Below are 24,186 nucleotides of genomic sequence, written 5' to 3'. Positions count from 1 at the left end.
CCTTTTTGGTTTGCGTGAGGTTACTTTTCTTCCTCTACTAACTCCTCTTCAATTTCCACTTCATCATGATGTGGGTTCGCACGATCATACAATTCAGTAATCCCAAGTAAGAATTCTTCTACAGCCTCTGTTAACTGCTCTGTGGTCATTCTCCATACCCAGTTTCCTCCGAGCGTACTTGGAATGTTCATACGAGCCGTCTCATCTAATTGTAGTAGATCTTGCATTGTTGCAACTGTCATTCGACTAACCGAACCATATAACCCACGTAGTAAAGCATAGCTAATTGGTTCCTCATCACGTCGATTTAAGTAACGATTACAAAATTCTCTTGTTTCTGTTGGAACCGACTTATACCATCCTAATACTGTATCATTATCATGTGTTCCTGTATAGGCAACCGCATTGACTGGATAATGATGAGGTAAATCTCCACTCTTAGGATTTTCACCCATAAATCCAAATTCCAGAATTTTCATTCCTGGGAAACCAGTAGCTTCACGAAGATTGATGACATCTTCATCCATAAATCCTAAATCTTCAGCAATAATCGGCAGATCTCCAATTTGTTCCTTTACTGCTTTAAACAAATCATATCCTGGGCCCTTCACCCATTTCCCAATTGTTGCATTTTCAGCCTCTGCTGGAATTTCCCAATAAGCTGAGAAACCTCTAAAGTGGTCAATACGAACCACATCAAACAATTCAAAGCTCGCTTTTAGTCGTTTGCTCCACCAAGTGAACCCATCTTCTTTCATTGCTTCCCAATTATAAATTGGATTCCCCCATAATTGACCTAGCGGAGAAAAATCATCTGCAGGACATCCAGCAACACAAAGTGGATTTCCTTCTGCATCAGTTTTGAAGTAATGTGGTGTTGCCCACATTTCCACACTGTCCGCAGCTACATAAATTGGCATATCGCCAATAATTTGAATAAAGTTGTCATTCGCGTATTTTTTCAAAGCATGCCACTGTTCATCAAATAAGAATTGTGTCACACGGTGATACTCTAATTTTTCTGCAAGACGTAAGCGATATTCTGCTAATGCATCTTTTTGACGACGTTTAATCGCTTCGTCGCTCCAAGCTGTCCACGGTTTCATATCAAAGAATTCTTTAATCGCCATGTACTCAGCAAATGGCTCTAACCATTCTGCTTTTTCTGCAACAAATTTTTCGTATGCAGGAGTTTTTCCTTTAGATAGAAAAGCAGCCACTGCTTTTTCTAAAACAGGTCGACGTTTTTCATATAATAATGCGTAGTCAACCGTTGTTTCTTCAGCGCCCCAATTCATCTCAACATCTTCTTTACTTAGAAGTCCTTCTTCTATTAAAAGATCGAAATCGATAAAGTTTGTATTTCCAGCAAAAGCCGAAAAAGATTGATATGGAGAATCTCCATAGCTAGTTGTTCCTAATGGTAAAATTTGCCAATAAGTCTGTTTCGTACGAACTAGAAAATCTACAAAATCAAATGCAGATTTACCGAAAGTTCCGATTCCATATTGACCAGGTAATGATGAAATATGCATTAACACACCTGATTCTCTATTGCTCATATATTTGATACCTCTCTCCTTAATCAGTATATTTATCCATGTAAGCGCAATAATTCGCGCAACCGTTTGCTTTAATATTAGAGTATTTTTTTTAATAAAACAAGTATTATTTTATAAGTTTTTAATACATCTTGAATATACAAGGATAAAATAAACTTAATTTCTATTTAATTCAACCAAAAACCACTTATATTCAGTATTTTTTATTCCTTTAATTTTTTTTAACAAAATACTTGCAAACGGTTTATGGAAGCGGTATACTAAAACCAGTTAAGAAATCGTTTGCGTAATCTACAACGAATTTTAAGGAGGAAAAATATTATGGCAAACAAATGGTTTAAAAAATCTTTAATGGTTGGCTTAGCTGGTTTAGCTTTAGCAGGCTGTGCAAGCGGAGGTAACCAATCAAACTCTTCTAATGGAGGCTCTGAAAGCAAAAAAGAATTTACTTTATATAGTAATAAGAGCGAAATCCAAGAAGCCCTAACAGCATATGCTAAAGAATGGGGAGACAAAAACGGAGTTAAAGTTAATATTAAAACTTGTTCTGGTTCATGTAAGATTTCTGACCAACTAAAAACTGAATTTACTGCAGGTACTGCACCAGACGTATTCATAATTGAAGGTCAAGCTGGATATGATTTGTGGAAAGACAACCTACAACCATTAAAAGGTGACTGGATTGATAAAACTGAGTTTGAATTTAAACAAGGTAACGACGTATACGGATTCCCAGTATCTGTAGAAGGATACGGATTAGCTTACAACAAAGAAATCTTAACTAAAGCTGGAATTGATCCTGCTACTCTAACTTCTTTTGAAGCAGTTGAGAAAGCAATGGCTACTTTAGAAAGTAAAAAAGATGAATTAGGATTATCTACTGTTGTTGCTACAGCAACTAAAGAAGGTGAAACTTGGATCATGGGTATCCATGACTTCGGTGCTTACTTAAGTAGTGGTCTTCCAAATGGTGATCGTTCAGTTACAAACCAAGTGCTTAAAGGTGAAATGGATAAAACTCGTTTAGAAAACTACACTAACTGGGTTGAATTATTATTCAAACATACTGATAAGAAACTCTTAACAGTTGGTACTCAAGAAGATATGGACTCAGCATTTGCTTCAGGAAAAGCTGCTTTCCTACACCAAGGTAACTGGAAAGATCCTAACTTAAAACAATTAAATGCTAACTTCGAAATGGGATTCATTCCTTATCAAACTTTAGGTAAAGATAAAAATGCTGATGGATTATTCATCGGTGCTCCTTCTTACTATGTAGTGAACAAAGATACTAAAGCTTTAGATTCTATCAACAAATTCTTCAACGACTTAGCTGATACTAAAGAAGGTCAAGACTACATCGTAAACAAAGCGAACATGATTTCTCCATTTGCTAACACTACTGAGAAACCATCTGCTCCATTATCTCGTTTCTTAGCAGAATGGGTTAGCGCTAAAAAACCTGTTTACTCATTTGACAACCCATACTTCATGCCTGACAACTTCTTAATGAACAAATTAGGACCAATTTACGGTCAATATGCTCAAGGTTCAATTGATAAAGCTAAATTCCAAGAATTAATTATCAACCAAATTAAAGAAGTGCCAAGCTTGATTAAAAAATAATCAATAATATTGTAGTAAACAAACCCACAGCTGCCTTTTAGTGGCTGTGGGTTATGTGCTACAATAGGTATACATACAGGTGCTACCCCACCTGGAAATTATTAAAAGGAGGAACTCTCTCATGTCTAAAAACAAGAAAGCCTTAAGCAGAGATGATCGTGCAAAACGCAATTTTTATAGATTAGTTTTACCAGCATTTATCATTTTTGCACTCGTTATTATTGTGCCTTTCTTCTTAGGGTTCTACTATTCATTAACCGACTGGAAGAGCGTTACACAAACCAACCTACAATTTGTAGGTCTAAAAAACTTTACAGAAAGTTTGGCTGACACTCGCTTCCAATATTCTTTAATGATTACTGTGATTTTTGCGTTATTCAACGTTGTCGTGGTAAACATTGTTTCATTTAGTCTTGCCTTACTTGTATCTAGCAAGATTAAATTAAAAGATATATTCCGCGCAGGATTCTTTATTCCAAACTTAATCGGGGGACTTGTTCTTGGTTATATTTGGCAATTCATCTATAACTCAGTATTCCCTGCATTAGGACAATTAATCGGTAGCCAATTCTTAATCGATAACTTGTTCCTTGGAGATGTGAAATTAGCTGTGACTGCATTAATCATTACAAACACATGGCAATATGCTGGTTATATTATGATGATTTACTTTGCAGCTTTACAAAACGTACCTTCAAGTTTAGTAGAATCTGCTTCACTTGACGGTGCAAATGCATGGCAACGTCTACGTCACATTATCATTCCAATGGTAATGCCAGCGTTCACTGTATCGCTCTTCTTGACTATTACAAACTCATTCAAGATTTTCGATGTGAACTTCTCATTAACAGGTGGTGGACCTTCTCTACTATGGCATGACAAAGCCATCCAAAGTACTGAGTTTATTACAATGAATATTTACAACACTGCCTCAGGTGACAACTTAATGGCTTTAGGTCAAGCTCGTGCAGTTATTTTATTCTTTATCTTAGTAGTTATCAGCTTGATTCAAACTTCAATCACTAAACGGAAGGAGATTGACTTATAATGAAAAAACAAAAAATGGGAATCTTACTTCTAGAAATCTTAGGAGTCATCCTTTTCTTACTATTTTTGAGTCCAATCGTTCTTTTAGTGATTAACTCAGCCAAAAGCTCTGCTGATATTCTTTCAGATCCGTTAGCTTTACCTGCAAGTTTTGGTCAACTATGGACTAATATCGTTACAATTTGGAATAACCCTTCCATCAATTACCCATCATCATTTTTATCATCAACGATTATTACTGTGATTTCTCTTTTCACGATCACTCTATTTTCGGCTCTTGCTGCATGGGGACTTGTTCGTTTCCGTTCAAAAGCTTCGACAGTGATTTTCTTCATTTTCGTAGCTTCAATGGTTATTCCTTTCCAAGTCGTAATGTATCCACTTGTTACTTGGTTTAAAGTTTTAAGTGATGCGATTACTACCCCATTATTTGGATTTAGCTTATTACGTTCTTATCCAGGGATTATCTTAGCGTATACTGGTTTCGGTATGTCACTATCAGTATTCATGTTCCACGGATTCATTAAAGGGGTGCCTTTAGAAATCGAAGAAGCTGCGGAATTAGATGGATGTAACAAAATGCAAACATTCTTCTACGTAGTACTTCCAATCTTAAAACCCATCTACGTTACAATCTTAATCTTGAACGGTATCTGGATTTGGAACGACTTCCTATTACCACTTCTATTACTTGGTAAAGGAAATGCGATTCAAACATTACCGATCGCGGTATCAAACTTTGCAGGATCATTTACAAAACAATGGGATATGATTCTAACATCTACATTACTGATTATGTTACCAGTAATCATCTTATTCCTATTCGCTCAAAAACATATCATGAAAGGTATGGTTGACGGAGCAATCAAATCATAGTTCCTTAAATGCTCTGGGCGTGAAAATAACAGTTTTCATGCCCAGATTTTTTATTTCAATAATCACTCTACTAGGAAAGGAGGAATATAGATGGCATCCACTATTAAGGATGTTGCAAAGCTTTCTGGAGTCTCTCCTTCTACTGTTACAAGAGTACTTCAAGACAAATCTAGTATAAGTGAAGCGACGAAGAAAAAAGTACGTGAGGCCATGGCTTCACTGAATTATCATCCCAATGTTAATGCAAGAAGCTTAGCAAGTAATAAAACAAATGTCATCGGTGTTGTTCTTCCCAAAGACTCAGATATCTTTTATCAAAATTCATTTTTCCCTGCGGTAATTCGAGGAATTTCGCAAACAGCAGCGGACCATCAATATTCGATACAATTATGTACTGGAAAAGATACAAATCAACGTTTAGCCATTCTAAAAGATACGATTCTTGGAAAACGTGTAGATGGACTCGTCTTCCTGTACGGGGAAATTGAGGACCCCCTTGTTGAATTTGCAATTGAACAAGAATTTCCGGCTGTTGTAATCGGAAAAACATTATCCCCTCTTATTTCATTTGTTGATAATAATAATGAAAAAGCGGGATTTGATGCAACAGAATATATTATTCAAAAAGGAGCAAAATCTATTGCATTCATCGGTGGTCGCGACCAATTATTTGTATCTCGAGACCGACTAAAAGGATATGAAAAAGCTCTAAAAAAATATGATATCCCAATAAATGATAGCCTTATTGCTCAAGTATCTGAATTTACGAGGGAACAAGGATACCATACTTTAAAAGAACTTCTTAAAGAAGGAAACATTGATGGTCTAGTAACAGCAGACTCTCTTTTTACAGAAGGAGCTGTCCGATATTTAAATGAAAAACAAATTCATTTGCCTATTATCACTTTTGACTCGGTACAACCTTCTGTTCGAATTGATGCTTATGTTGATATTCATACATTAGAGTTAGGACGTTCTTCCTTTAAATTGTTACGAAACGTGATTAAATCGTACAATAATAAAAATATGATGTGTTACAGACAAATCATTGATCACTCTATAAAAGAAATGTAAAATAGTAAGGCACAAGTTCCAAATAATTGGGACTTGTGCCTTTTTTAATCATTTGTATTTTGCAATATAACTTATAAATTATAAGTTATATTGATCTTCTTATTTTTCTATAATAAATATCCATTAAAAAACTCCCAAGCACGAATGCATGGGAGTTCTTCCATTTGTTTAAGATTAACGACGTAAGCCTAAACGGTTGATTAATTCACGGTAACGTTGAACATCTTTGTTACGTAAGTATGCTAATAAGTTACGACGGTGACCAACTTTTTTCATTAATCCACGGTTTGAGTGGAAGTCTTTTTTATGAACACGGATGTGGTCATTTAAGTGGTTGATTTCGTAAGTTAATACAGCGATTTGTACTTCTGGTGAACCAGTGTCTCCTTCGTGTAATGCATACTCTTTGATGATTTCGTTTTTCTTTTCTTTAGAAATTGCCATTTCTAAACACCTCTTTCTTTTAATTTATGCCTTGTACTGAGTAAAACGTTGGTGATTCGCAAAACTCTGTAAAAGGTCTGTGCATTAAGCACTTATTCAATGTACCTTATTTTCAGTAAAATTGCAAGCTTCTTAATCTATTTTTTGAATATCAACACGGTTAAAATATGCATGATTTGGTTTTAATGGTTGTCCTGCCATCAATTCATCTACAGTCACCAATTCGTAACCTTCTGCTTGTAAGTATTCAATAATTGTTGGTAATGCCTCTACTGATTCTTCATGAATATCATGCATCAATAAGATTCCACCATTATGAGCATTTTCCTTAATTTGCTCAATTGTTTTGGCTGCATCTCTATATTTCCAGTCTAGCGAGTCAATCGACCAGTTCACTATAGCAATGCCTGCTTGCTCAGCTACCATTTTATCAAAACCACCATATGGCGGACGTAAACTCATTGGTCTTAAACCACCTGAAGCTTTGGCAATGAGGTCTGAAGTGTTATGAACCTCTTTATACACTTCGTCTGCAGATTTCTTTGGTAATAAAGGATGACTATAACTATGGTTTCCAAGTTCGTGCCCTTCAGCCACAATTTGCTTAATAATAGACTCATTACCTTCTACATGACCACCTACGATATAAAATGTTGCATGCGCGTTATATTTTTTTAGAATTTCTAGTACTCTTGGCGTTGTTTCAGGTCGGGGGCCGTCATCAAACGACAATGCAATTCTCTTCTTACCTAGTTTTTCTTTAACAGTTGCAAGATATTTTGTATAGTTCTCTTTCTCTGTTTCCGGAATCATATTTTCATTCATATATGCAAAAAGCTCGGTAAAAGGAATTGTCCATTCTGCATCTGAATCGTTTGCATCTTTGTATTTTATGCGAATTCCATTTTGAATGATTGATGTATCTAGTTTCTTCCAATTATTATCTTTAAATTGAGAAGTAATTTTTTCTGTTAGATTATCAGATAATCCATCTACTTTAGATTCATCTAATGCTTTCTTTACAAAGAAGTTAGATACTGCTAAATCATTATTAAAGAGTTTTGAAATTTCAAATGGTTGTAAAGTATCTGCGAAAACAAGTTGATGTGTTAACTCCGAAAATTCTAGCTGTTCAAAACCACGATCCTTTTGTTGATATACAGATACATAGTAATGAATATCATTCACGTTTGAAACAACCTTTGTTTGATAAGCTTTCAAGAAAATCAAAGTTTTCTTAGAGGCTCCCGCGTATTTTTCTATTACCGTTTGTTTTAAAGTCGAAATCTGCTCAGCAATAGCCGTAACTTCATTACCAGTACTATCTGTAGGGATTAATTCCTGAATTTCAATATTCCCATTCGTTTCATCTTTAACCGTAAAATTTTCGTTATATTTTTTTGTATCGTCTTGTTCAACTTGAATAATACGTTTTAATTCTTCTTCATTAAATTGATCTGCCATAATACGATGAATCGTTAATAATTCAAATACTAAAATAGCTAGAGTCAAAACTCCTATCACCCAAAAAATGGTTTTAGGAATTTTCTTCTTCGGTCTTTTCTTTTTTGAATCCTTCCCACCGAATCGTTGGTTCTCTTGATTCTCCTCTTGAACTGCCTCTTCCTTCAAATCAGTCTCTAGCATTTCTTCAGGATTTTGTGTATATTTATTTTCTTTTTTTGGATGTTTTTCTTTGCCATTATTGGCTCTTCGTTGAATGACCTTCTCCATTCTCCACGACCCCTTATTAAATACTATTTTTCTTTTTTCTGACAGTCCGGACAAACACCATAAACTTCCATTCGATGTCCTCTAACTTTAAACCCTGTTAATTGTTCTGCTGCTTTTTCAACATCATCTAAAATTGGATAATATAAATCCACTACTTTCCCACAAACATCGCAAACAGCATGATAATGTTGCCCTAAATCAAAATCGTATCGGCTTGCACTATCTCCATACATTAATTCTTTAACAACACCCTCTTTAATAAACAGGTTTAAATTGTTATATACTGTCGCCACACTGACTTGAGGATATTCTCTTGTTAATTCAGTATAAATCTCTTCCGCAGTTGGATGAGTATCCACGCTAGCTAAAAATTCAAGCATTGCCACTCTTTGAGGGGTAATACGAACTCCTTTACTACGTAACTTCTTCACTACTTGATTAATTTCTTCTTTTCTCATATATTTCCCTAATTTCTAATACAGATTACGTCGATTTTGATACTTTATTCTCTCAAATTTCCAAGGAAAAATCAAGTTATTCATTTAACATTTTTGTAACATTGTAATATTTTTGTAACAAAAAAGATTTGTCCTAAAAATAGAACAAATCTTTCTAACATTATTTTTTAAAAAAGCTTATTGTACTGCATCCCTTCTCGAAGTGCGGAGGTATCTGTTCCTAATGCTTCTGCTATTGTATAAGCAAATTCGAAACTTGCAGCTGCACCACAACCCGTGATGATTTTTCCATCTTTTTCAACTATCGCTCCTGTATAAACCCCGTCGTTAATTTCATCTTCAAAACCGGGATAACAAGTAAACTTTTTCTTTTTCAGCAATCCTGCCCTATGTAGGACAATTGGCGCTGCACAGATTGCTGCAATAATTTTCCCTTTTTTCGAATATTCTTTCAGCTTTTGAATAAGAAACTCATTCTCTCTTAAGTGATGCGCCCCTGGAATTCCACCTGGAAGCACTAATGCATCAATTTGAGCCCAATAAAAGGTTTCTAATTCATCATCTGTCTTCACTGAAATTTTATGAGAACCCGTAATAACTTGTCCACCAATGCCAACTGTATGAACAATATGACCTGCTCTTCTCAAAATATCAACTGTAGCAAGGCCTTCAATTTCTTCAAATCCTTCTGCTAAGAATACGACGACATTTGCCATAGGACAGCCTCCTCTTATTTTTTGAACAAGCCCATTACTCCACGAGTAATCACTCGGCCTACTTCACGTCCAACGCTAGACATAATATTTTTGGTAAAGCGATCCATCGCAGAATCACCTTTCTTAGTTGCTGCTTGTCGTGCTTGACGTTCTAGTTCTCTTTCTTGACGTTCACGTTCTTTTTCTTCTAATTTAGCCTGTTTTTCAGCCTCTTTTTGTGCAAGAGCTTCTTGTTTTTCAGCTTCTTTACGTTCTGCTTCTGCTTGTTTTTCAGCTTCTCTTTGAGCTAAAGCTTCTTCTTGTTCTTGTTGAAATTGTTGTTCTAATGCTAATAGTTGCTCATGAGCAGACTCACGGTCAAACATTTCAGCATATTTATCATAGAATGGAGATTGATTTACTAGCTGTTGACGAACAAAAGCATCAACCGCATCTAATTTACTCTTTGGTGGGTAAATAGAAACCACTTCTGCAAAACTTGGAGATCCATCTTCCTGTAAAGTAGAAACTACCGCATCCCCTACTTTTAGATTCGTAATCACTGAAACTAAATCTTTTCCTTCTTCTTGACGGAAAGTTTCAGCTACTGATTTGACATTTTTTTGCTCAGCTGGCGTAAACGCACGTAAGCCATGTTGGATTCGATTCCCTAACTGACTGGCTACCGCATTAGGAATATCCGTTGGATTTTGTGTTACGAAGAAAATACTAATTCCTTTCGAACGAATTAAACGAACAATTAATTCAATTTTTGCTTGTACAGCTGGGTTGCTTTGATTGAATAATACATGTGCTTCGTCAAAGAAGAATACTAGTTTTGGTTTGTCTAAATCACCTACTTCAGGTAAGTTTTCATATAACTCTGATAAGAACCATAATAAGAAAGTTGCATATAATTTAGGTGTTTGGAACAACTTTTCAGAAGATAATACATTGATGGTTCCACGTCCACTTGCATCTGTTTTAAATAAATCGCCAATTTCAAAAGCTGGTTCTCCAAAGAACTGATTTCCACCTTGTTGTTCTAAAACTAATAGGCTACGTAAAATAGTACCAATAGATTGTTGCGCAATATTTCCATATAAATTACGTAATTCAGAAGCATGAGCTCCAACATAATTTAACATTGCACGTAAATCTTTAATATCAATTAATAATAAACCTTGTTCATCAGCAACTTTAAACGCAATGTTTAAAATGCCTTCTTGCGTTTCATTTAATCCTAACAGCTAAGATAATAAAATAGGTCCCATTTCTGAAATGGTTGTACGAATATTAATTCCGTTTTCTCCAAAAATATCCCAAAACGCTACAGGATAAGAACTTGGTTCAAAATCTTCTACGTGTACTTTTTTTAATCGTTCAGCAATCTTTTCAGTTACTTCACCTTTTTCGGCAAGGCTAGCTAAATCTCCTTTAATATCAGAAAGTAATACAGGTACACCAGCTTCACTTAATTGTTCAGCAAGAACTTTTAGAGTAACAGTTTTCCCTGTACCTGTGGCTCCAGCAATTACTCCATGTCGATTTAATTTATTCGATAATAATTGAGCTGGCTTTGATCCATACCCAAAAGAAATTGTTTGAGTCATAATACTCCTCCTTCAGATTTATTTCTACTCCTTAACAATAGTACAGAAAGCGCTAAAATTCCACTAAAATGTTAAGTTTTAATTAGATTAGTTGACTTGTTTTGAAGTTCAAAGTATATTACTCTTGTATGAACTATACTACCAAAGGAGAATTCTCTTATGAAATGGAAAATAATTGCGGATTCTGGTTGCGATCTACGCGAAATTGAGAATCTAGCAACAAATACTGAATATATTAATGTACCATTAACTGTCCAAGTGGGCGAGAAACATTATAAAGACGATGCAACATTAGATATTGATGCTATGATGATTGAAATGTATGAATCCAAGGAAAAAACTGCTTCTGCTTGTCCAAGTCCAGATGCTTTTTTAGAGGCCTATAGAGGTGCTGAAAATGTTATTGCCATTACAATTACTGGTGGTCTATCAGGAAGCCAAAATAGTGCTCAATTAGCCAAAAAAATGTTATTAGAAGAAGCCCCTGAAACAAATATTGAAGTCTTCGATAGCCTTTCAGCAAGTGGTGAAATGGTTCTATTTGTCCAAAAGGCAAATGAACTGATCGCTCAAGGACTTTCTTTTGAAGAAGTGGTTGCAGCATTAAAAGAATATTTAGCGAGCACTAAACTTTTATTTGCTCTTGCTCGTGTCGATAACCTAGTAAAAAACGGTCGATTAAATAAATTAGTCGGCGCCGTTATCGGAATGCTCAATATCCGCTTAGTCGGTGACGCTTCACCAGAAGGAACACTAAACTTACTTCACAAAGCAAAAGGTCAAAAGAAAGCTGTTCAAGCAGTTTGGTCTGAAATGAAGAAAAATGGATACAAGGGTGGTCGTGTGGTCATCAGCCACTGTAGTAACCCAGAAATATGTGGCTTAATACAAGCAGCCGTTCATAGCGAATTTCCAGATGCGGATGTTTCTAGTATCCACACAAGCGGGGTCTGCAGCTATTATGCAGAACAAGGCGGAATCCTAATGGGATACGAAGCTTAATCTTAAAAATACGAAAAGACTCTCTAATCAAGTGATTAGAGAGTCTTTATTTGTATCTATTAGAATAATGCTTTTAATTCGACTTCTGGATGTTTATCTTTGAACCAGTTTAAGGCAAATTGGTTTTCGAATAAGAAGACTGGTTGGTCAAAACGGTCGCGACATAATAAGTTTCGACTTGATGACATATTTGGATCCAGTTGTTCTTCGTCAATCCAACGAGCAATTTTACTTCCGATTGGAGTCATGACTACTTCGGCATTATATTCATTTAATAAGCGGTATTGGAACACTTCGAATTGCAGTTGACCAACCGCACCAAGGATATATTCTCCTGTATGGTATGTCTTGTACAATTGGATGGCTCCTTCTTGTACTAACTGTTCGATTCCTTTATGGAAAGATTTTTGCTTCATCACGTTTTTGGCAGAAACTTTATTAAAAAGTTCTGGCGTAAATTGTGGTAGTGGTTCGAACTGCACAGCACCTTTTCCTGAGTAAATCGTATCTCCGATTTGGAAGTTCCCTGTATCGTAAAGTCCGATAATATCCCCTGCAACGGCTGCTTTAACCGTTTCACGACTATCTGCCATAAATTGTGTTGTATGAGATAATTTCATTTTCTTTTGCGAACGGTTCACGGTAATGTCCATCCCTGGAGTGAATTCTCCTGAACAGATACGCACAAACGCAATACGATCACGGTGCGCTGGGTTCATATTTGCTTGAATTTTAAAGATGAATCCAGTGAATTGTTCTTGAAGTGGATCTACCAATTCTCCTGATTCTGTCTTCTTCGCAGATGGGCTTGGTGCGAAGTCAACAAATGCATCTAAGAACGTTTGAACCCCAAATCCAGTTAAGGCAGAACCGAAGAATACAGGCGTTAATTTACCAGCTGCAATCTTCTCTTCATCAAAAGCATTTCCTGCTTCTAATAAGAGTTGAGCGTCTTCGATAGCTTGGTTATAAAGTGTAGATTGTTTAAACGCATAATCGCCGTCCACTTCCCCATCTTCGTTTAATGGTAAGAAGTCATTATCTTCGTTTTCTTCTGGATGCATCAATTCTACACGTTTGTTGTAAATGTCATATAATCCAAGGAATGTTTTCCCCATCCCCATTGGCCAGTTCATTGGATACGCGTCAATGCCTAATACTTCTTCTAATTCCGCGATTAATTCAAGTGGTTCACGTCCATCACGGTCTAATTTGTTGATGAATGTGAAAATTGGAATTCCACGCATACTACAAACTTCGAATAATTTCTTCGTTTGCGGCTCAATCCCTTTAGCGCTGTCGATAACCATCACGGCACTATCCACGGCCATTAATGTACGATACGTATCTTCTGAGAAGTCCTCGTGCCCTGGTGTGTCCACGATATTAATATGGTTGCCATCGTATTCCACTTGCATCACTGAACTTGTAACAGAAATCCCACGTTGTTTTTCGATTTCCATCCAGTCAGATTTAGCAAACTTCCCTGTCTTCTTCCCTTTTACGGTACCAGCTTGACGAATCGCACCCCCGTATAAGAGTAATTGTTCTGTAATCGTTGTTTTCCCAGCATCTGGGTGGGAAATAATCGCAAAAGTCTTGCGAGATTGTACTTCTTCTTTTAAATGTGACATGAGTCTCTCCTTCGTGTTTATTCTCAAGTATTATAGCTGATTTTCACAATTTTTAAAAGTTTAAAAACACCCTCTAGAAGGATTAGGCAAAGTGCGGTATACTTAAAGACAGCAAAAATCTTTCAGGAGGTTTCTCAATGTCGAAAGAATTACCCATTATTTATATTAGTTTAACCGGAAATACACATAACTTCGTCACTCGTTTAAAAGACCATTTACGTTTTTTGGAACCCTCTTTAAACGTGACATTAACGAATATCAAAGACCTTGTTAAAGGACAAGAAGATTACTTCAAAGTAGGAAAACCCTTCGTTGCTTTTCTACCGACTTATTTAGAAGGTGGAAATGGCGTGGATAATGGAGACGTTGAAGTCTTAACGAATCCACTCGGTGATTTCTTAGCCTACGAACATAATTATGCGCATTGTTTTGGAGTGATTGGTAGTGGAAATCGTAACTTTAATAAGCAATTCTGCCTCACCGCCCGTCAGTATTCTGAGCGTTTTGGGTTCCCAGTGCTCGATGAATTTGAATTACGCGGAAGTAATCGCGATGTGGATCGCATTGCTGCAATGCTTCTTGAAAAAATCTAAACACAAAAATAGGCCCGTAGATCCATTCTACGAGCCTTTCTTTTATTTAAAGTAAATTTTGCATTTTTCACTAAAACCAACTAACGCTTCCATTGTTGCAGGTTCCATTGCGGTATGTCCTGCCGCTTGTGCAAAGATGAGTTCTGCGCCATCAACTGCTTGAGCGAGTTCAAACGCCGCGCTCGGGAGGCAATCCACATCATAACGCCCATGTACGATATGCATTGGAATCCCCTTGAAGGCATCAGCATGATTCAAGATGAAATTATCGTCTTCTACAAAGCAGTGATGATAGAAGAAGTGACATTCCATTCGCGCAATTGTAAGAGCCCCGCGAATACCTGCTTCATCCCAGACAATTGGATCATACGGAATCAACTTCACGAGACCATGTTCCCACTCTGCCCATGCACGCGCTGCCTCTAGACAAATCGATTCATCCTCTGACGTCAAACGCTTGTAGTACGCATTCACCAATTCTCCTTGTTCTTCAACAGGAATCGGTGCCTTAAACTTCTCGAAGTTCTCTGGATAAAAATGAGACGCCCCATCTTGATACAGCCAATCTACATCACTTTGTCGGCCAAGAAAAATCCCACGAAGCATCAATCCTACGACGCGTTCACGGTGTGCAATCGTGTAATGTAAGGCTAGCGTTGTTCCCCAGCTACCACCAAAGACGAGCCATTTATCAATCCCTAATGTGGTACGAATCTTCTCCATATCCGCTACTAAATCCTGCGTCGTATTCTCTTCTAACGATGCAAAAGGGGTACTCTTTCCACATCCACGTTGATCAAATTGGATAATACGATAAAATTCTGGATCAAAAAATTGACGATTTGCTGGAGAGGATGCCCCTCCTGGTCCGCCGTGTAAAACAACAACTGGATGTCCTAATGGATTTCCTGATTCTTCTACATAAATCGTATGCAATTCACTCACTGGAATCATATGTTCGTTATAGATTCCGATTTCTGGATATACCTCTTTTCTCATTACTTGGCTCCTTTAATGATTTCTTGAACTCTTTTTTTAAATTCTGGTAAAACATCCTCTTCAAACCATGGATTTTTTGCCATCCATCGACGATTTAAAGGAGATGGGTGTACTAGTGGAAACATCTTTGGTAAGTATTCTTTGTATGCTTTAACTGTTTCCGTTAAGTTTTTCTTCTTTGTATTTTTTAAATAATAGTCTTGTGCGTATTTTCCAACCAATATAATTAGTTCAATATCCGGCATTAAAGCTAATGTTTCTGCATGCCATTTTTCAGCAAAACCTTTACGTGGTGGGAGATCTCCTGATTTCCCTTTTCCAGGATAATAATAATCCATTGGAACAACTGCAAATAAATCGGATTGATAGAAGAAATCACGTTCAACTCCCATCCATGCTCTCAGATTATCGCCACTTTGATCATTCCAAAATAAGCGACTCTCTTGCGCTTTAATTCCAGGAGCTTGTCCAACAATCAAAATCTTAGCGCTTCGAGGCTCAGAAAATAATGGTTTTATTCCAGCTTTTGTATACTCAATGTTTTGTGAATCAGCTTCAATTTTTTTCATTAATTTTTGTATTTCTTGCATCCATATTCCACCTTTCTCACTTAGAATACTCCCATTCTTTATAGACTGCAAATCCTTCCCTATAGAAAAATCCTCTAAGTCTTTTACAACTTAGAGGATTTGACGCTTTATTTTAAGCGAACTGTTTTTATGATTCGAGGAAGAGATTTGTTAGAAAGTACTCTTGGTAAAGTATGAGACTTTTCTTTAGATTTTGTCTTATACACTACTGGCCTTGTTGGACGTTGAGTTCCAACAAACTCTTCTGGGCTCTGTTGAGTTCTTTGGTGTTTTGTAGATTGTAATGCCTGTTTAGTCGCTTGTTTTTTAGCTTGAGAACGTTGTTTTGGATTCGAAATACTATGACGTGGACGATAAACTCTTTGTGGAATATCTTCCAATCTAGAATCCGTATTATTTTGTCGTCGTTCATTTCTCTTAGGAGATCTCATATTAGAGTTCTCTTTTTGTGAGTTATTTCTTGCCTTATTTTGTTTTTTACCAATAAAAACAAATACCATTAGAATTAATACGATAAAAAACAAAGCTTGTCCTAATACATAATAAAATTCGCCATCTTTTAGATTTAAATTATTCAACAAGAAACTAATTTTCTTATTGTCATTCGTATTAGAATTTTTTTCACTACCGTACGTATTGGTCTTTGTGTTATTGTCATTATTCTTTTGATTCGTAGATTGCAGATTAGACTGATTTTCTTTTTCATTTACGGCTTCAGTCGTCATCTCCTCCACATCTCTTTTATCCGTTGCTCTATCATATTGGAATGGCTTAACGACCTTCCCATCCACTATATCAATAAATTCAAGGTGAATAGATAGATTATTTTTATTTAAGAGAAAGACATCTACTTTGTATTTTTTATTTTCTCTGAATACAAAAAATTGAAGTTTATAGTTTCCTTCTTTTAGATTGTTAAGTTGAACAGGTACTTTCACAGAATCATAATCAGGATTGTTAAATTTTAAAGGAACCGTAATTGTTTCATTAAAATTTTTGTTTGCCTGAACATTAACCGTGGTTTCATACGACCCCACCATTTTACTAGAATTATCTGAGGTCGTTTCTGCATATACTGTATTTACAGCAACACTATGGAAAGTTCCCATCATGAAGAAACTGACAATCAACACGGCAAGCCACTTCAATCTAAAGAAAGATTTGCTAGCTCGTTGTTTCATGATTATTTACCTGCTTCGTCCCAAACTTTACGTCCTGATGCTAATGAAGCAATGTTTTCGGCAATTTTTGCGTTATTTTGTCCATCCATTAATACAACTGTATTGTTTGGACCTTCAGCAAGAGCTTTTTTAGCATCGATTGCTAAGTATTCTAATGCAGCAGCATTTAAGTTAGATTCATTTAATGCGTTGTTGATAGCTGTTAATTGAGCAACAGTTGCTTGAGTGTCAATTGCGATTTTTTCAGCATGAGCACGAGCATCTGCTAATAATTTGTTGTTTTGAGTTCTTGTATCCATTTCAACTGTTTTTTGACGAGCGTCAGCAGCGATTAACGCAGCATCACGTTCACGGTCAGCAGTGATTTGTTTGTTCATCGCTTCAACGATGCTTTGTGGAGGAATAACTTCACCAATGTTAACACGGTCGATTGTAACCCCGTAAGAGTCTGTTTTACCGAATACACGTTGGTTTAAGTCAGTGTTGATTTTGTTTGTACCACCAAGAATTTCAGCCATCGTCATTGTACCGATGATGTCACGTAATTCGTTTTGGATATCTAAAAGCAATAATCCTTCTGGGTTTGTGTTTCCATATAAGTATTCTTCAAGATTATCTACATGGTATTTAGCTGAAGCGTCAATTGTTAAATTAACGTTATCTTTTGTGATAATTTCTTGTGGATCTAAATCCAATGAACGTTGACGCATATCTACAACGTAAGCAATGTTACGAATGATTGGTGTTACAAAGTGTAACCCTGGTCCTAATTCCCCAACATAACGTCCGAATGATTGAACAGCAGCTTTGTGTCCTTGTTGTACGATACGAATTGATTTGAACGCAATAATTAATAAAACTAATACTAAAGCGATAATAATAATTGTTAATGGCATGATAAATTTCCTTCTTTCTATAAAGTTACATATACTAATTTTTCTGGATTGAGCTCCTCAATCACTTTAACATAAACCAGCCCATCTTCATAGTCAATGACTTCCAATGGTTGGCCTTCTTCAACGGACATAACATCCAAAATCTTATAAGGATAGTTTCGTCCTCGGTAATTAAATGTTCCAAATACTTGCTCGGAGAACGCCTTAAATTGTCCATGCAATAAATTCTTAATGGCATCCGGCCAGTTTTCAACTTTTTTTTGATGACCTTCGACTTCTTTCTCGATGACCGATCTAAAATAAGTTGAAACATCAGTCGAAATTATCTTCAAAAATGCTTCTTTTAAAGAAGGTTCAATCGTGAAGTTAATCCGCTCTGTCTTATTTTCGTTCGACCACGGTTGTTTTCTCATTCCCATTCTCCTTTCTTTTTTTCTCTGATGACCATATTATAACATGTCTCGAATATAATACAAGTGTAATATACTCGATTTAAAAATATTTTATAAATAATATAGAACTATAAAGAAGCTTTTTCCTTTTGGAGTAGATTATTCATTGAATAACAGCCTACCTTATCGAATCCTTACAGAGATTCATCGAGAAATAATTTAAGATTCAATCAAAAAAGCACCTAACTACTTGTTAGATGCTTAACCATATTTTTTTCCGGCTTCAAGAGCTCTTTTCCTGAACTCCTCAAATGAAATCTCATCATTTTCAATCAAATCATGTAATTCATCTAATGCTTTCTTTAATTCTGGTCTAGAATCAAAGTATCTCTTATAGCATTCTGCTACTCGTTTTTCTCTTTCTATATATTCTTCACTAATCATAAACATATCCCTCGATTTTTATTTATCATTAAACTACTACAATCATATAATTACTAAAGATTATATTCAATAGAGTTATGAATATAAATAGCCAAGAAACCTGATTCAAACAATGTTTCTTGGCTTATGTCATCTATCCAACGGACCCTTCCATTAAAAAATAGCGTTTTATATTAAATTGTATTAATTGATAAACACTGACATATCAATGTTTTATAACTTAAACAACTAACCATGAATGACATAAAATAATCAATCTCTGTTACTCTCTCTGTAACCGAAAAAGAAGCTCCACTCCCACGGTGAGAATAAAAACGTTAATTCAAAGAACTATTCGTTCTCTATTTTTTCAGATTCAGCAATTATATTTTCTAATAATCCCATTCCTTTACGAACAACATCATTACTAAACTGTTTTTCAACATGTAAACCATTAAGACAGTTAACAAGTTTATTTAAAAAATCAGAAGCCGAGCTATCTTTAATAAACGATAGAAATACAATAAACGCATTCCAATCATTAACTCCTATTCCTTTTTTATACATATTTTCAGTAATAAATAATCTTCCATGAATATGTTCTACAAAACTAATTTTACGTTTTGCTGGTTTGAAATTATATATCCTATTCCCATGAGCTGCTCTATTTCTGAATTCTAGTAAAAAATACAATGAATCCATGAAGAAATTTTTTTCTGCTTCTTCAATTTCATTTACTTCCCTTAAAAAGAAGTCTGCAATAATTTGCTCTTTAACTTCCTTCTTTTGTAATCTTATAAATACAATCAAGTTACCAAAACTTGTACCTTTTAACAAAATCCAAGGCGGGCAATTATTATACTTATCTTTATAATGTTTAAACGGATGAATTTCATCATTTAGTATTTTTTCAAACTTAGCGAAAAGCTTATCTAGCTCATATTTTTTATCAAATTCACGCCCTAAATGATAATTTTCACGTTGCAAATAATCTGATTGGTTGGAGCCAAATTTTTCCGCAATTCTATACGCTGTAATACTTCTTAATTGGTGTTCAATAGTTTGGATAGTACTTAACGTTAAATCTCTCAAGTTCGTATCAAATAAATACAAAGCAAAAAGGTCTTGAAGTGTGACCCCATCGAAAAATTTTTCTTCTTCAGCAGATTCATCAATAAAATAGGATTTATAACCATTAACAATATCATAATAACTATGTCGATGTAGTACAATTTTAGAAAAATCTTCATCATTAATTGTCATACCTCTATCACGAAGAATCTGTATTTGTTCATCTAAATTTCTAAAAGGTTTTTCCACAATACACTCCTTATAAATAAAACAAAAAAAGCTACAAGCAGAAAAAACTTGTAGCTTCTTTGCGGACGTCACTACGTCCCCCCATTAATATTAATTACATACTACAAGTAATCTGAATAATTGTCAATAACTTTAACTTTTCTTAACATTTCACTTTAACTTTTAACATTAACATCTAAATAATAAGCCGTTTATAGAATATTTTCAAGATGTTTTTAACTGCTATATAAATTTATCCTAATAAAAAATGCCAAGTGATTGTTAATAATAAATTTTAATTTTTCATCTTTTTTTATCCTAATTTTTTTAGTAATATCATGGAAATCTATTTTAACTTATCTGTTTCCCCTTTTTTTCTAGACTAATTAATTACTGGTTTATAACATACCTATTATTGATTTTTGATTTAGCTTTCATTATAATTTATCTGTATTCACTTCACCTTTTTTAAGGTTTTAAAGTAAGTGAGTACTTTTTTTTATTTAAAAATCACTTATTTTCCCCTAGTTTCAACTTTACTTTAGTTGTTATCTAGGGCTTTTTTTGTGTTATGCAAAATAAAAATTAAGGGGAGTTTGTGTGAGCTAGAGGGGGGCGCGGTCTGAATTTGCCTTTTCCTCTAGTGATTTTCACACGGGGTATCCTCTTGCCCCTCTAGTATCACGGCAAACACATACACTATCTTGTTCTATGATTAAAAATAAACCATTGATTCAACTTCTTTATCACTTATATACAGTATACATTGCCAGTTACTTCTACCGTCCTTTTCCTGTAGATTAGTTACTTACATTCTCCTTTATTCTCTTATCACTCTTCCTAATATTCACTCAGATAATTTAAAGCATCAATGAAAGAGGTTTACTGTACTATGTGTTTTTTTGATGATTATGATGCGTTTGATAGCTTTTATAAGTAAACTAATTCATATATGATTTTCAAACAAAGAAACGTTAAACGACAACCTAAAATAGATAAGAGTATTTCTATATTAATGTTTATGAATGTATATAAATAACCCCCTTACCTTTCAGTAAGAGAGTTATATTTTTGTTATTCAGTTACAACATCAATCAGTGTGTTTAAATAGTTTCTTAACGCTCTATCTAATCGCTCTTTATACTCATTGATTGTTATGTTCATCGCTTTTGCATGCTCAACGTTGCTTACTTCTTTAACAATATACTTGTTCTGTATCTTTACTTTATTTTTATATTTATCTTTAGATACTCGCATCATCGCATACTTGAAATATTTCTCATATATAATTATCCTATCTTCCATATTCAACCGCTTCATCACTTCGTAAAAACTAGCTAACTGTTTTAAAGAACGGTTATCTGAAAGTGCGTTATAGGTCTTTGTAATATATAAGCGGTGGAAGTATACATCACTAATGCAGTAAAATGCTTTGCCCGAATAACTGTATTTATTACCATATCCCTTTTGTATTTCTCTCAAATTGCTACCCCTCGCATCATATTTTCAAATTCTTCATCGAGGAAACTAATCTCTCTTAATTGTTCTCTTTTTTGCTGCATTGAGTCTTCCTCTAGGAAACTGAGCCCTTTTGGTTTTTCTCTTTTTTGTTTTATTGCTTCTTTTCTAGCAGTTAAATAACAATCCACTTCCTGTATCCATTCATACGCTCTTTGAATGATTAGAGTATCCTCATTTTCATTTACAGCCCTTCTAAGCGCGTTTAACTCTTCCGTGGTAAATTCATCAGTAAATAGGTTATATCGCTTATTTAGACGCTCTATTCTCGTTCTGATGATGCGTTCCTCTGTTTCAATTAATACTGCTGCACTGTACGGGTCTATTGAACGTGTGTAGACATTGAGGTCATCTATCATCATTCCACCAATTAGGCTATGAGTAAGGAAGAACATTTCACTAACATTATTTAATTTGTCTGTATATGCTGTAATTAGATTGGGAATAGCTAACATATTCTTAATGGTTGCTCTTTGCTCTGTATCCAATCCTACCTCCTTTTTCTCTTACTTTCTCTCCATATTTCCTTTATCTTATCCACATCCGTTGCTTTGTATTGATGATTTCTACCACTTGTAGTATCTCTCATTACCACAATACGTGGGTCATTTCGCACATCACTTTGTAACCAACTTTGATAATTAATATTTGCTTGTTCACACATTTCTTTTGTGGTTAAATCAGTTTTCATTGCTACTACTTTAAATCCACTGTTCATTAACAAATTAATTAGTCTTTCTGGATTTCTTTCTAAAGCTTGGAAAATCATTTCGTCAAAATCCATTTTCTTACTCCTTTCATATTGTTGTAACCCATTTTCAATTCTATAATTAGTCTTAGGGAAAGGAGGTGTTATAATGGAAAAGAAAACGTGTTTTGTTGTTTCTATTATTGGAAATGAAGGGTCTGAACAACGTAAGCATTCTGACAACGTATTTGACCATATTATTAATCCTGCTCTTTCAAAAGACTTTAACGTTATTAGAGCGGATAAAATATTTCATTCTGATAAAATTGACGAAAGAATTTTTAAGTTATTACGTGAAGCTGATTTAGTGTTAGCTGACTTAACAGGTAAAAATCCTAATGTTTTCCTAGAAGTAGGTTATAGAATGGCTATAAACAAGCCTATAGTTTATATTATGCAAAAAGATGATGAACGTCTTCCTTTTGATATCCAAAATATTAATATTAAACAATATAATCTTAAATCTGACGATGTTTTGACCGAAGCTTCGAAAGCAAAAAATTATATTGAGAAAACTGTAGAAAACATGGTTTTTGATAGTCAGGAAACAACTGAAGTCGATGAAGTTAATATAAATCGTGTCATGCAAATCTTAGTTAACATACAGTCTAATTTAGATGTAATGAATTCTCGATTATTAGATGGTGTCTATACTACTAACCAAGTACCTTCAAATGATAATTTCAACGAGAGATTGCTAATTAAAGCTTTAGAAGAACCTGAGAAAATGGAAAGACTATTAAATTTAGTGAATAAATATCCACAACTTCTTAATCAAAATCAGTAATAACTTCTACTATAAGCCTTGAAGATTATGCTTCTTGGCTTTTTTATTTTCAAAAAATATCCATTTTCTCACATTTTAAGATTTTTTCGTGGTTCACTCGAGCTTTAGCTAGCATGTCTACTTAAATTTATTCATTCTATAATCCTCTAATCCGCTAAAATCAATCACTTGTTTATTGAAGTTCATACGACTAAAAACACGCTGACCATATTTATTTAATAATTGATTATCATTTAGATTAGTTGTAATGATTGTAGTCTTAGTTTCTGCTCTGCTTTCAAGGATATCAAATAATAAACTCGTTCTAAAATCGCTAGTCTTTTCTGCTCCTACATCGTCAAGAAGGACGACATCAGCATCTTTAATGAGATTTAAGTAATAGCCTTGCTTATTCTCTCCTTCAGTAATACTTTGACTAATTTTATCTGCTAGAGTTAAAAATGATACCGCTAAACATTTTAATTGTTTGTTATTATCTCCCCAATCCGAACTATTATCATTAATAGCGTTAAGCATCGAAAACCCTAAGTGAGTTTTCCCTGTTCCACTTTCATTACTGTACAATACAACAGTGAAATGATTACCATTTAAGATTTGTTTTGTTAATTGTCTTAACGGCTCTTTTACCTCATTAAGTTTCGGTTTGTTGTTAGTTCTAAACTCATAAAACGTTTTATCAAAATAATTGGTATTAGAAATAATAGAGTATTTTTTCAAATAACTTTTATTAATATGCTCTACTCTATCTATTCTATCTTTATTGACTTCCTTTGTAATACTTTTTTCTTGTTCTTCATTCTTATTCTTCATATAACAAAATCCACAAATTTCTTTATTTAATTCTTTCATGAAATAATGTTTTGTGTTTCTCTTACAATCTGGACAATAAATCGTATCTCGATATTCTAATTTCCCATTTGTTTTATCTATGATGTATTGACGTTGGGCTTCAAAATTCAACGCTTGATTATATCCCATAAATTCATCCTTTCTAT

At 34.6% G+C, this 24,186-nt stretch carries 24 protein-coding genes and 1 pseudogene; 7 read left to right on the top strand and 18 right to left on the bottom strand.

Annotated features, from left to right (window positions below):
* Nucleotides 1–20: 20 nt before the first annotated feature.
* Entirely contained in the window at nt 21–1,562 is a 1,542-nt protein-coding gene (gene malQ, locus HMPREF3103_RS06105; protein WP_049555164.1) for a 4-alpha-glucanotransferase, read from the bottom strand.
* 321 nt (nt 1,563–1,883) lie between these two features.
* Between malQ and HMPREF3103_RS06100 the strand changes: the two genes are divergently transcribed.
* The 4 genes from HMPREF3103_RS06100 (at nt 1,884) to HMPREF3103_RS06085 (ending at nt 6,185) form a co-directional block, all read left to right on the top strand.
* The gene (locus tag HMPREF3103_RS06100) at nt 1,884–3,188 is read left to right on the top strand and encodes an ABC transporter substrate-binding protein (RefSeq protein ID WP_070438290.1); all 1,305 of its coding nucleotides are present in this window, start codon (nt 1,884–1,886) and stop codon (nt 3,186–3,188) included.
* Between the two features lie 121 nt (nt 3,189–3,309).
* On the top strand, nt 3,310–4,236 hold the full coding sequence (locus HMPREF3103_RS06095) for a carbohydrate ABC transporter permease (protein WP_005606664.1): 927 nt from the start codon (nt 3,310–3,312) through the stop codon (nt 4,234–4,236).
* Complete coding sequence (locus tag HMPREF3103_RS06090) at nt 4,236–5,111, top strand: carbohydrate ABC transporter permease (RefSeq protein ID WP_070438287.1); 876 nt, start codon at nt 4,236–4,238, stop codon at nt 5,109–5,111. Before HMPREF3103_RS06095 ends, HMPREF3103_RS06090 begins: the two co-directional genes overlap by 1 nt.
* A gap of 90 nt (nt 5,112–5,201) precedes the next feature.
* A complete protein-coding gene (locus HMPREF3103_RS06085; protein WP_070438285.1) occupies nt 5,202–6,185 on the top strand; it encodes a LacI family DNA-binding transcriptional regulator in 984 nt (327 codons plus the stop codon).
* Between the two features lie 174 nt (nt 6,186–6,359).
* Here HMPREF3103_RS06085 and rpsO read toward each other — a convergent pair whose 3' ends face one another.
* The 5 genes and pseudogenes from rpsO to HMPREF3103_RS06060 all read right to left on the bottom strand — a co-directional run bounded on the left by rpsO (nt 6,360) and on the right by HMPREF3103_RS06060 (nt 11,129).
* Entirely contained in the window at nt 6,360–6,629 is a 270-nt protein-coding gene (gene rpsO, locus HMPREF3103_RS06080; RefSeq protein ID WP_005606669.1) for a 30S ribosomal protein S15, read from the bottom strand.
* A 132-nt stretch (nt 6,630–6,761) separates the two neighbouring features.
* Complete coding sequence (locus HMPREF3103_RS06075) at nt 6,762–8,363, bottom strand: polysaccharide deacetylase family protein (RefSeq protein WP_070438283.1); 1,602 nt, start codon at nt 8,361–8,363, stop codon at nt 6,762–6,764.
* Nucleotides 8,364–8,386: 23 nt separating this feature from the next.
* Nucleotides 8,387–8,821 carry a Fur family transcriptional regulator gene (locus HMPREF3103_RS06070; protein ID WP_070438280.1) on the bottom strand — a complete coding sequence of 145 codons (435 nt, stop codon included), beginning with the start codon at nt 8,819–8,821 and terminating at the stop codon, nt 8,387–8,389.
* 167 nt (nt 8,822–8,988) lie between these two features.
* Nucleotides 8,989–9,537: a DJ-1 family glyoxalase III gene (locus HMPREF3103_RS06065; RefSeq protein WP_070438277.1), complete on the bottom strand. Its 549-nt coding sequence runs from the start codon at nt 9,535–9,537 to the stop codon at nt 8,989–8,991.
* A gap of 14 nt (nt 9,538–9,551) precedes the next feature.
* Nucleotides 9,552–11,129 (bottom strand): annotated as a pseudogene (locus tag HMPREF3103_RS06060) (helicase HerA-like domain-containing protein).
* A 159-nt stretch (nt 11,130–11,288) separates the two neighbouring features.
* On the opposite strand from HMPREF3103_RS06060, the gene HMPREF3103_RS06055 reads away from it, so the two are divergent.
* A complete protein-coding gene (locus HMPREF3103_RS06055) occupies nt 11,289–12,131 on the top strand; it encodes a DegV family protein (protein WP_070438275.1) in 843 nt (280 codons plus the stop codon).
* Between the two features lie 59 nt (nt 12,132–12,190).
* Here the strand turns inward: HMPREF3103_RS06055 and HMPREF3103_RS06050 are convergent, their stop codons facing one another.
* On the bottom strand, nt 12,191–13,765 hold the full coding sequence (locus tag HMPREF3103_RS06050; protein WP_070438272.1) for a peptide chain release factor 3: 1,575 nt from the start codon (nt 13,763–13,765) through the stop codon (nt 12,191–12,193).
* 137 nt (nt 13,766–13,902) lie between these two features.
* Between HMPREF3103_RS06050 and nrdI the strand changes: the two genes are divergently transcribed.
* Nucleotides 13,903–14,358 carry a class Ib ribonucleoside-diphosphate reductase assembly flavoprotein NrdI gene (gene nrdI / locus HMPREF3103_RS06045; RefSeq protein WP_070438268.1) on the top strand — a complete coding sequence of 152 codons (456 nt, stop codon included), beginning with the start codon at nt 13,903–13,905 and terminating at the stop codon, nt 14,356–14,358.
* Nucleotides 14,359–14,400: 42 nt separating this feature from the next.
* Here nrdI and pip read toward each other — a convergent pair whose 3' ends face one another.
* The 10 genes from pip to HMPREF3103_RS05995 all read right to left on the bottom strand — a co-directional run bounded on the left by pip (nt 14,401) and on the right by HMPREF3103_RS05995 (nt 22,440).
* Entirely contained in the window at nt 14,401–15,357 is a 957-nt protein-coding gene (gene pip, locus HMPREF3103_RS06040; RefSeq protein ID WP_070438266.1) for a prolyl aminopeptidase, read from the bottom strand.
* Nucleotides 15,357–15,947 (bottom strand): uracil-DNA glycosylase family protein, encoded by a 591-nt coding sequence (locus tag HMPREF3103_RS06035; RefSeq protein ID WP_070438264.1) that lies wholly within the window; start codon nt 15,945–15,947, stop codon nt 15,357–15,359. The genes pip and HMPREF3103_RS06035 overlap by 1 nt, the downstream gene beginning before the upstream one ends.
* Nucleotides 15,948–16,054: 107 nt before the next feature.
* Nucleotides 16,055–17,128 carry a hypothetical protein gene (locus HMPREF3103_RS06030; protein WP_070438262.1) on the bottom strand — a complete coding sequence of 358 codons (1,074 nt, stop codon included), beginning with the start codon at nt 17,126–17,128 and terminating at the stop codon, nt 16,055–16,057.
* 2 nt (nt 17,129–17,130) lie between these two features.
* A complete protein-coding gene (locus HMPREF3103_RS06025; RefSeq protein ID WP_005606687.1) occupies nt 17,131–18,024 on the bottom strand; it encodes an SPFH domain-containing protein in 894 nt (297 codons plus the stop codon).
* Nucleotides 18,025–18,041: 17 nt separating this feature from the next.
* Entirely contained in the window at nt 18,042–18,437 is a 396-nt protein-coding gene (locus tag HMPREF3103_RS06020; RefSeq protein WP_039849084.1) for a hypothetical protein, read from the bottom strand.
* Between the two features lie 240 nt (nt 18,438–18,677).
* Nucleotides 18,678–18,860 (bottom strand): hypothetical protein, encoded by a 183-nt coding sequence (locus HMPREF3103_RS06015; protein WP_049555173.1) that lies wholly within the window; start codon nt 18,858–18,860, stop codon nt 18,678–18,680.
* Between the two features lie 330 nt (nt 18,861–19,190).
* Complete coding sequence (locus HMPREF3103_RS06010) at nt 19,191–20,159, bottom strand: Abi family protein (protein ID WP_070438259.1); 969 nt, start codon at nt 20,157–20,159, stop codon at nt 19,191–19,193.
* A gap of 1,053 nt (nt 20,160–21,212) precedes the next feature.
* Nucleotides 21,213–21,620 carry a hypothetical protein gene (locus HMPREF3103_RS06005; RefSeq protein ID WP_070438256.1) on the bottom strand — a complete coding sequence of 136 codons (408 nt, stop codon included), beginning with the start codon at nt 21,618–21,620 and terminating at the stop codon, nt 21,213–21,215.
* A complete protein-coding gene (locus HMPREF3103_RS06000; RefSeq protein ID WP_070438253.1) occupies nt 21,617–22,144 on the bottom strand; it encodes a hypothetical protein in 528 nt (175 codons plus the stop codon). The genes HMPREF3103_RS06005 and HMPREF3103_RS06000 overlap by 4 nt, the downstream gene beginning before the upstream one ends.
* 2 nt (nt 22,145–22,146) lie before the next feature.
* Complete coding sequence (locus tag HMPREF3103_RS05995; RefSeq protein WP_070438250.1) at nt 22,147–22,440, bottom strand: hypothetical protein; 294 nt, start codon at nt 22,438–22,440, stop codon at nt 22,147–22,149.
* A 73-nt stretch (nt 22,441–22,513) separates the two neighbouring features.
* Here HMPREF3103_RS05995 and HMPREF3103_RS05990 point away from each other — a divergent pair, with 73 nt between their 5' ends.
* Nucleotides 22,514–23,191, top strand: coding sequence for a TIR domain-containing protein (locus tag HMPREF3103_RS05990; RefSeq protein WP_070438247.1), 678 nt, complete (start codon nt 22,514–22,516; stop codon nt 23,189–23,191).
* A 117-nt stretch (nt 23,192–23,308) separates the two neighbouring features.
* Here HMPREF3103_RS05990 and HMPREF3103_RS05985 read toward each other — a convergent pair whose 3' ends face one another.
* On the bottom strand, nt 23,309–24,169 hold the full coding sequence (locus tag HMPREF3103_RS05985) for an ATP-binding protein (RefSeq protein WP_070438244.1): 861 nt from the start codon (nt 24,167–24,169) through the stop codon (nt 23,309–23,311).
* Nucleotides 24,170–24,186 lie beyond the last annotated feature (17 nt).

This window comes from Granulicatella sp. HMSC30F09 (genome assembly GCF_001806915.1).
Classification (GTDB): domain Bacteria; phylum Bacillota; class Bacilli; order Lactobacillales; family Aerococcaceae; genus Granulicatella; species Granulicatella adiacens.
This window is presented reverse-complemented; position numbering and strand designations above follow the sequence as displayed.

Excerpts from the sequence above, each read along its gene's own strand:
- malQ (WP_049555164.1), bottom strand. The coding sequence starts at position 1,562 with ATGAGCAATAGAGAATCAGGTGTGTTAATGCATATTTCATCATTACCT.
- HMPREF3103_RS06100 (WP_070438290.1), top strand. The coding sequence starts at position 1,884 with ATGGCAAACAAATGGTTTAAAAAATCTTTAATGGTTGGCTTAGCTGGT.
- HMPREF3103_RS06095 (WP_005606664.1), top strand. The coding sequence starts at position 3,310 with ATGTCTAAAAACAAGAAAGCCTTAAGCAGAGATGATCGTGCAAAACGC.
- HMPREF3103_RS06090 (WP_070438287.1), top strand. The coding sequence starts at position 4,236 with ATGAAAAAACAAAAAATGGGAATCTTACTTCTAGAAATCTTAGGAGTC.
- HMPREF3103_RS06085 (WP_070438285.1), top strand. The coding sequence starts at position 5,202 with ATGGCATCCACTATTAAGGATGTTGCAAAGCTTTCTGGAGTCTCTCCT.
- rpsO (WP_005606669.1), bottom strand. The coding sequence starts at position 6,629 with ATGGCAATTTCTAAAGAAAAGAAAAACGAAATCATCAAAGAGTATGCA.
- HMPREF3103_RS06075 (WP_070438283.1), bottom strand. The coding sequence starts at position 8,363 with ATGGAGAAGGTCATTCAACGAAGAGCCAATAATGGCAAAGAAAAACAT.
- HMPREF3103_RS06070 (WP_070438280.1), bottom strand. The coding sequence starts at position 8,821 with ATGAGAAAAGAAGAAATTAATCAAGTAGTGAAGAAGTTACGTAGTAAA.
- HMPREF3103_RS06065 (WP_070438277.1), bottom strand. The coding sequence starts at position 9,537 with ATGGCAAATGTCGTCGTATTCTTAGCAGAAGGATTTGAAGAAATTGAA.
- HMPREF3103_RS06055 (WP_070438275.1), top strand. The coding sequence starts at position 11,289 with ATGAAATGGAAAATAATTGCGGATTCTGGTTGCGATCTACGCGAAATT.
- HMPREF3103_RS06050 (WP_070438272.1), bottom strand. The coding sequence starts at position 13,765 with ATGTCACATTTAAAAGAAGAAGTACAATCTCGCAAGACTTTTGCGATT.
- nrdI (WP_070438268.1), top strand. The coding sequence starts at position 13,903 with ATGTCGAAAGAATTACCCATTATTTATATTAGTTTAACCGGAAATACA.
- pip (WP_070438266.1), bottom strand. The coding sequence starts at position 15,357 with ATGAGAAAAGAGGTATATCCAGAAATCGGAATCTATAACGAACATATG.
- HMPREF3103_RS06035 (WP_070438264.1), bottom strand. The coding sequence starts at position 15,947 with ATGCAAGAAATACAAAAATTAATGAAAAAAATTGAAGCTGATTCACAA.
- HMPREF3103_RS06030 (WP_070438262.1), bottom strand. The coding sequence starts at position 17,128 with ATGAAACAACGAGCTAGCAAATCTTTCTTTAGATTGAAGTGGCTTGCC.
- HMPREF3103_RS06025 (WP_005606687.1), bottom strand. The coding sequence starts at position 18,024 with ATGCCATTAACAATTATTATTATCGCTTTAGTATTAGTTTTATTAATT.
- HMPREF3103_RS06020 (WP_039849084.1), bottom strand. The coding sequence starts at position 18,437 with ATGAGAAAACAACCGTGGTCGAACGAAAATAAGACAGAGCGGATTAAC.
- HMPREF3103_RS06015 (WP_049555173.1), bottom strand. The coding sequence starts at position 18,860 with ATGATTAGTGAAGAATATATAGAAAGAGAAAAACGAGTAGCAGAATGC.
- HMPREF3103_RS05995 (WP_070438250.1), bottom strand. The coding sequence starts at position 22,440 with ATGGATTTTGACGAAATGATTTTCCAAGCTTTAGAAAGAAATCCAGAA.
- HMPREF3103_RS05990 (WP_070438247.1), top strand. The coding sequence starts at position 22,514 with ATGGAAAAGAAAACGTGTTTTGTTGTTTCTATTATTGGAAATGAAGGG.
- HMPREF3103_RS05985 (WP_070438244.1), bottom strand. The coding sequence starts at position 24,169 with ATGGGATATAATCAAGCGTTGAATTTTGAAGCCCAACGTCAATACATC.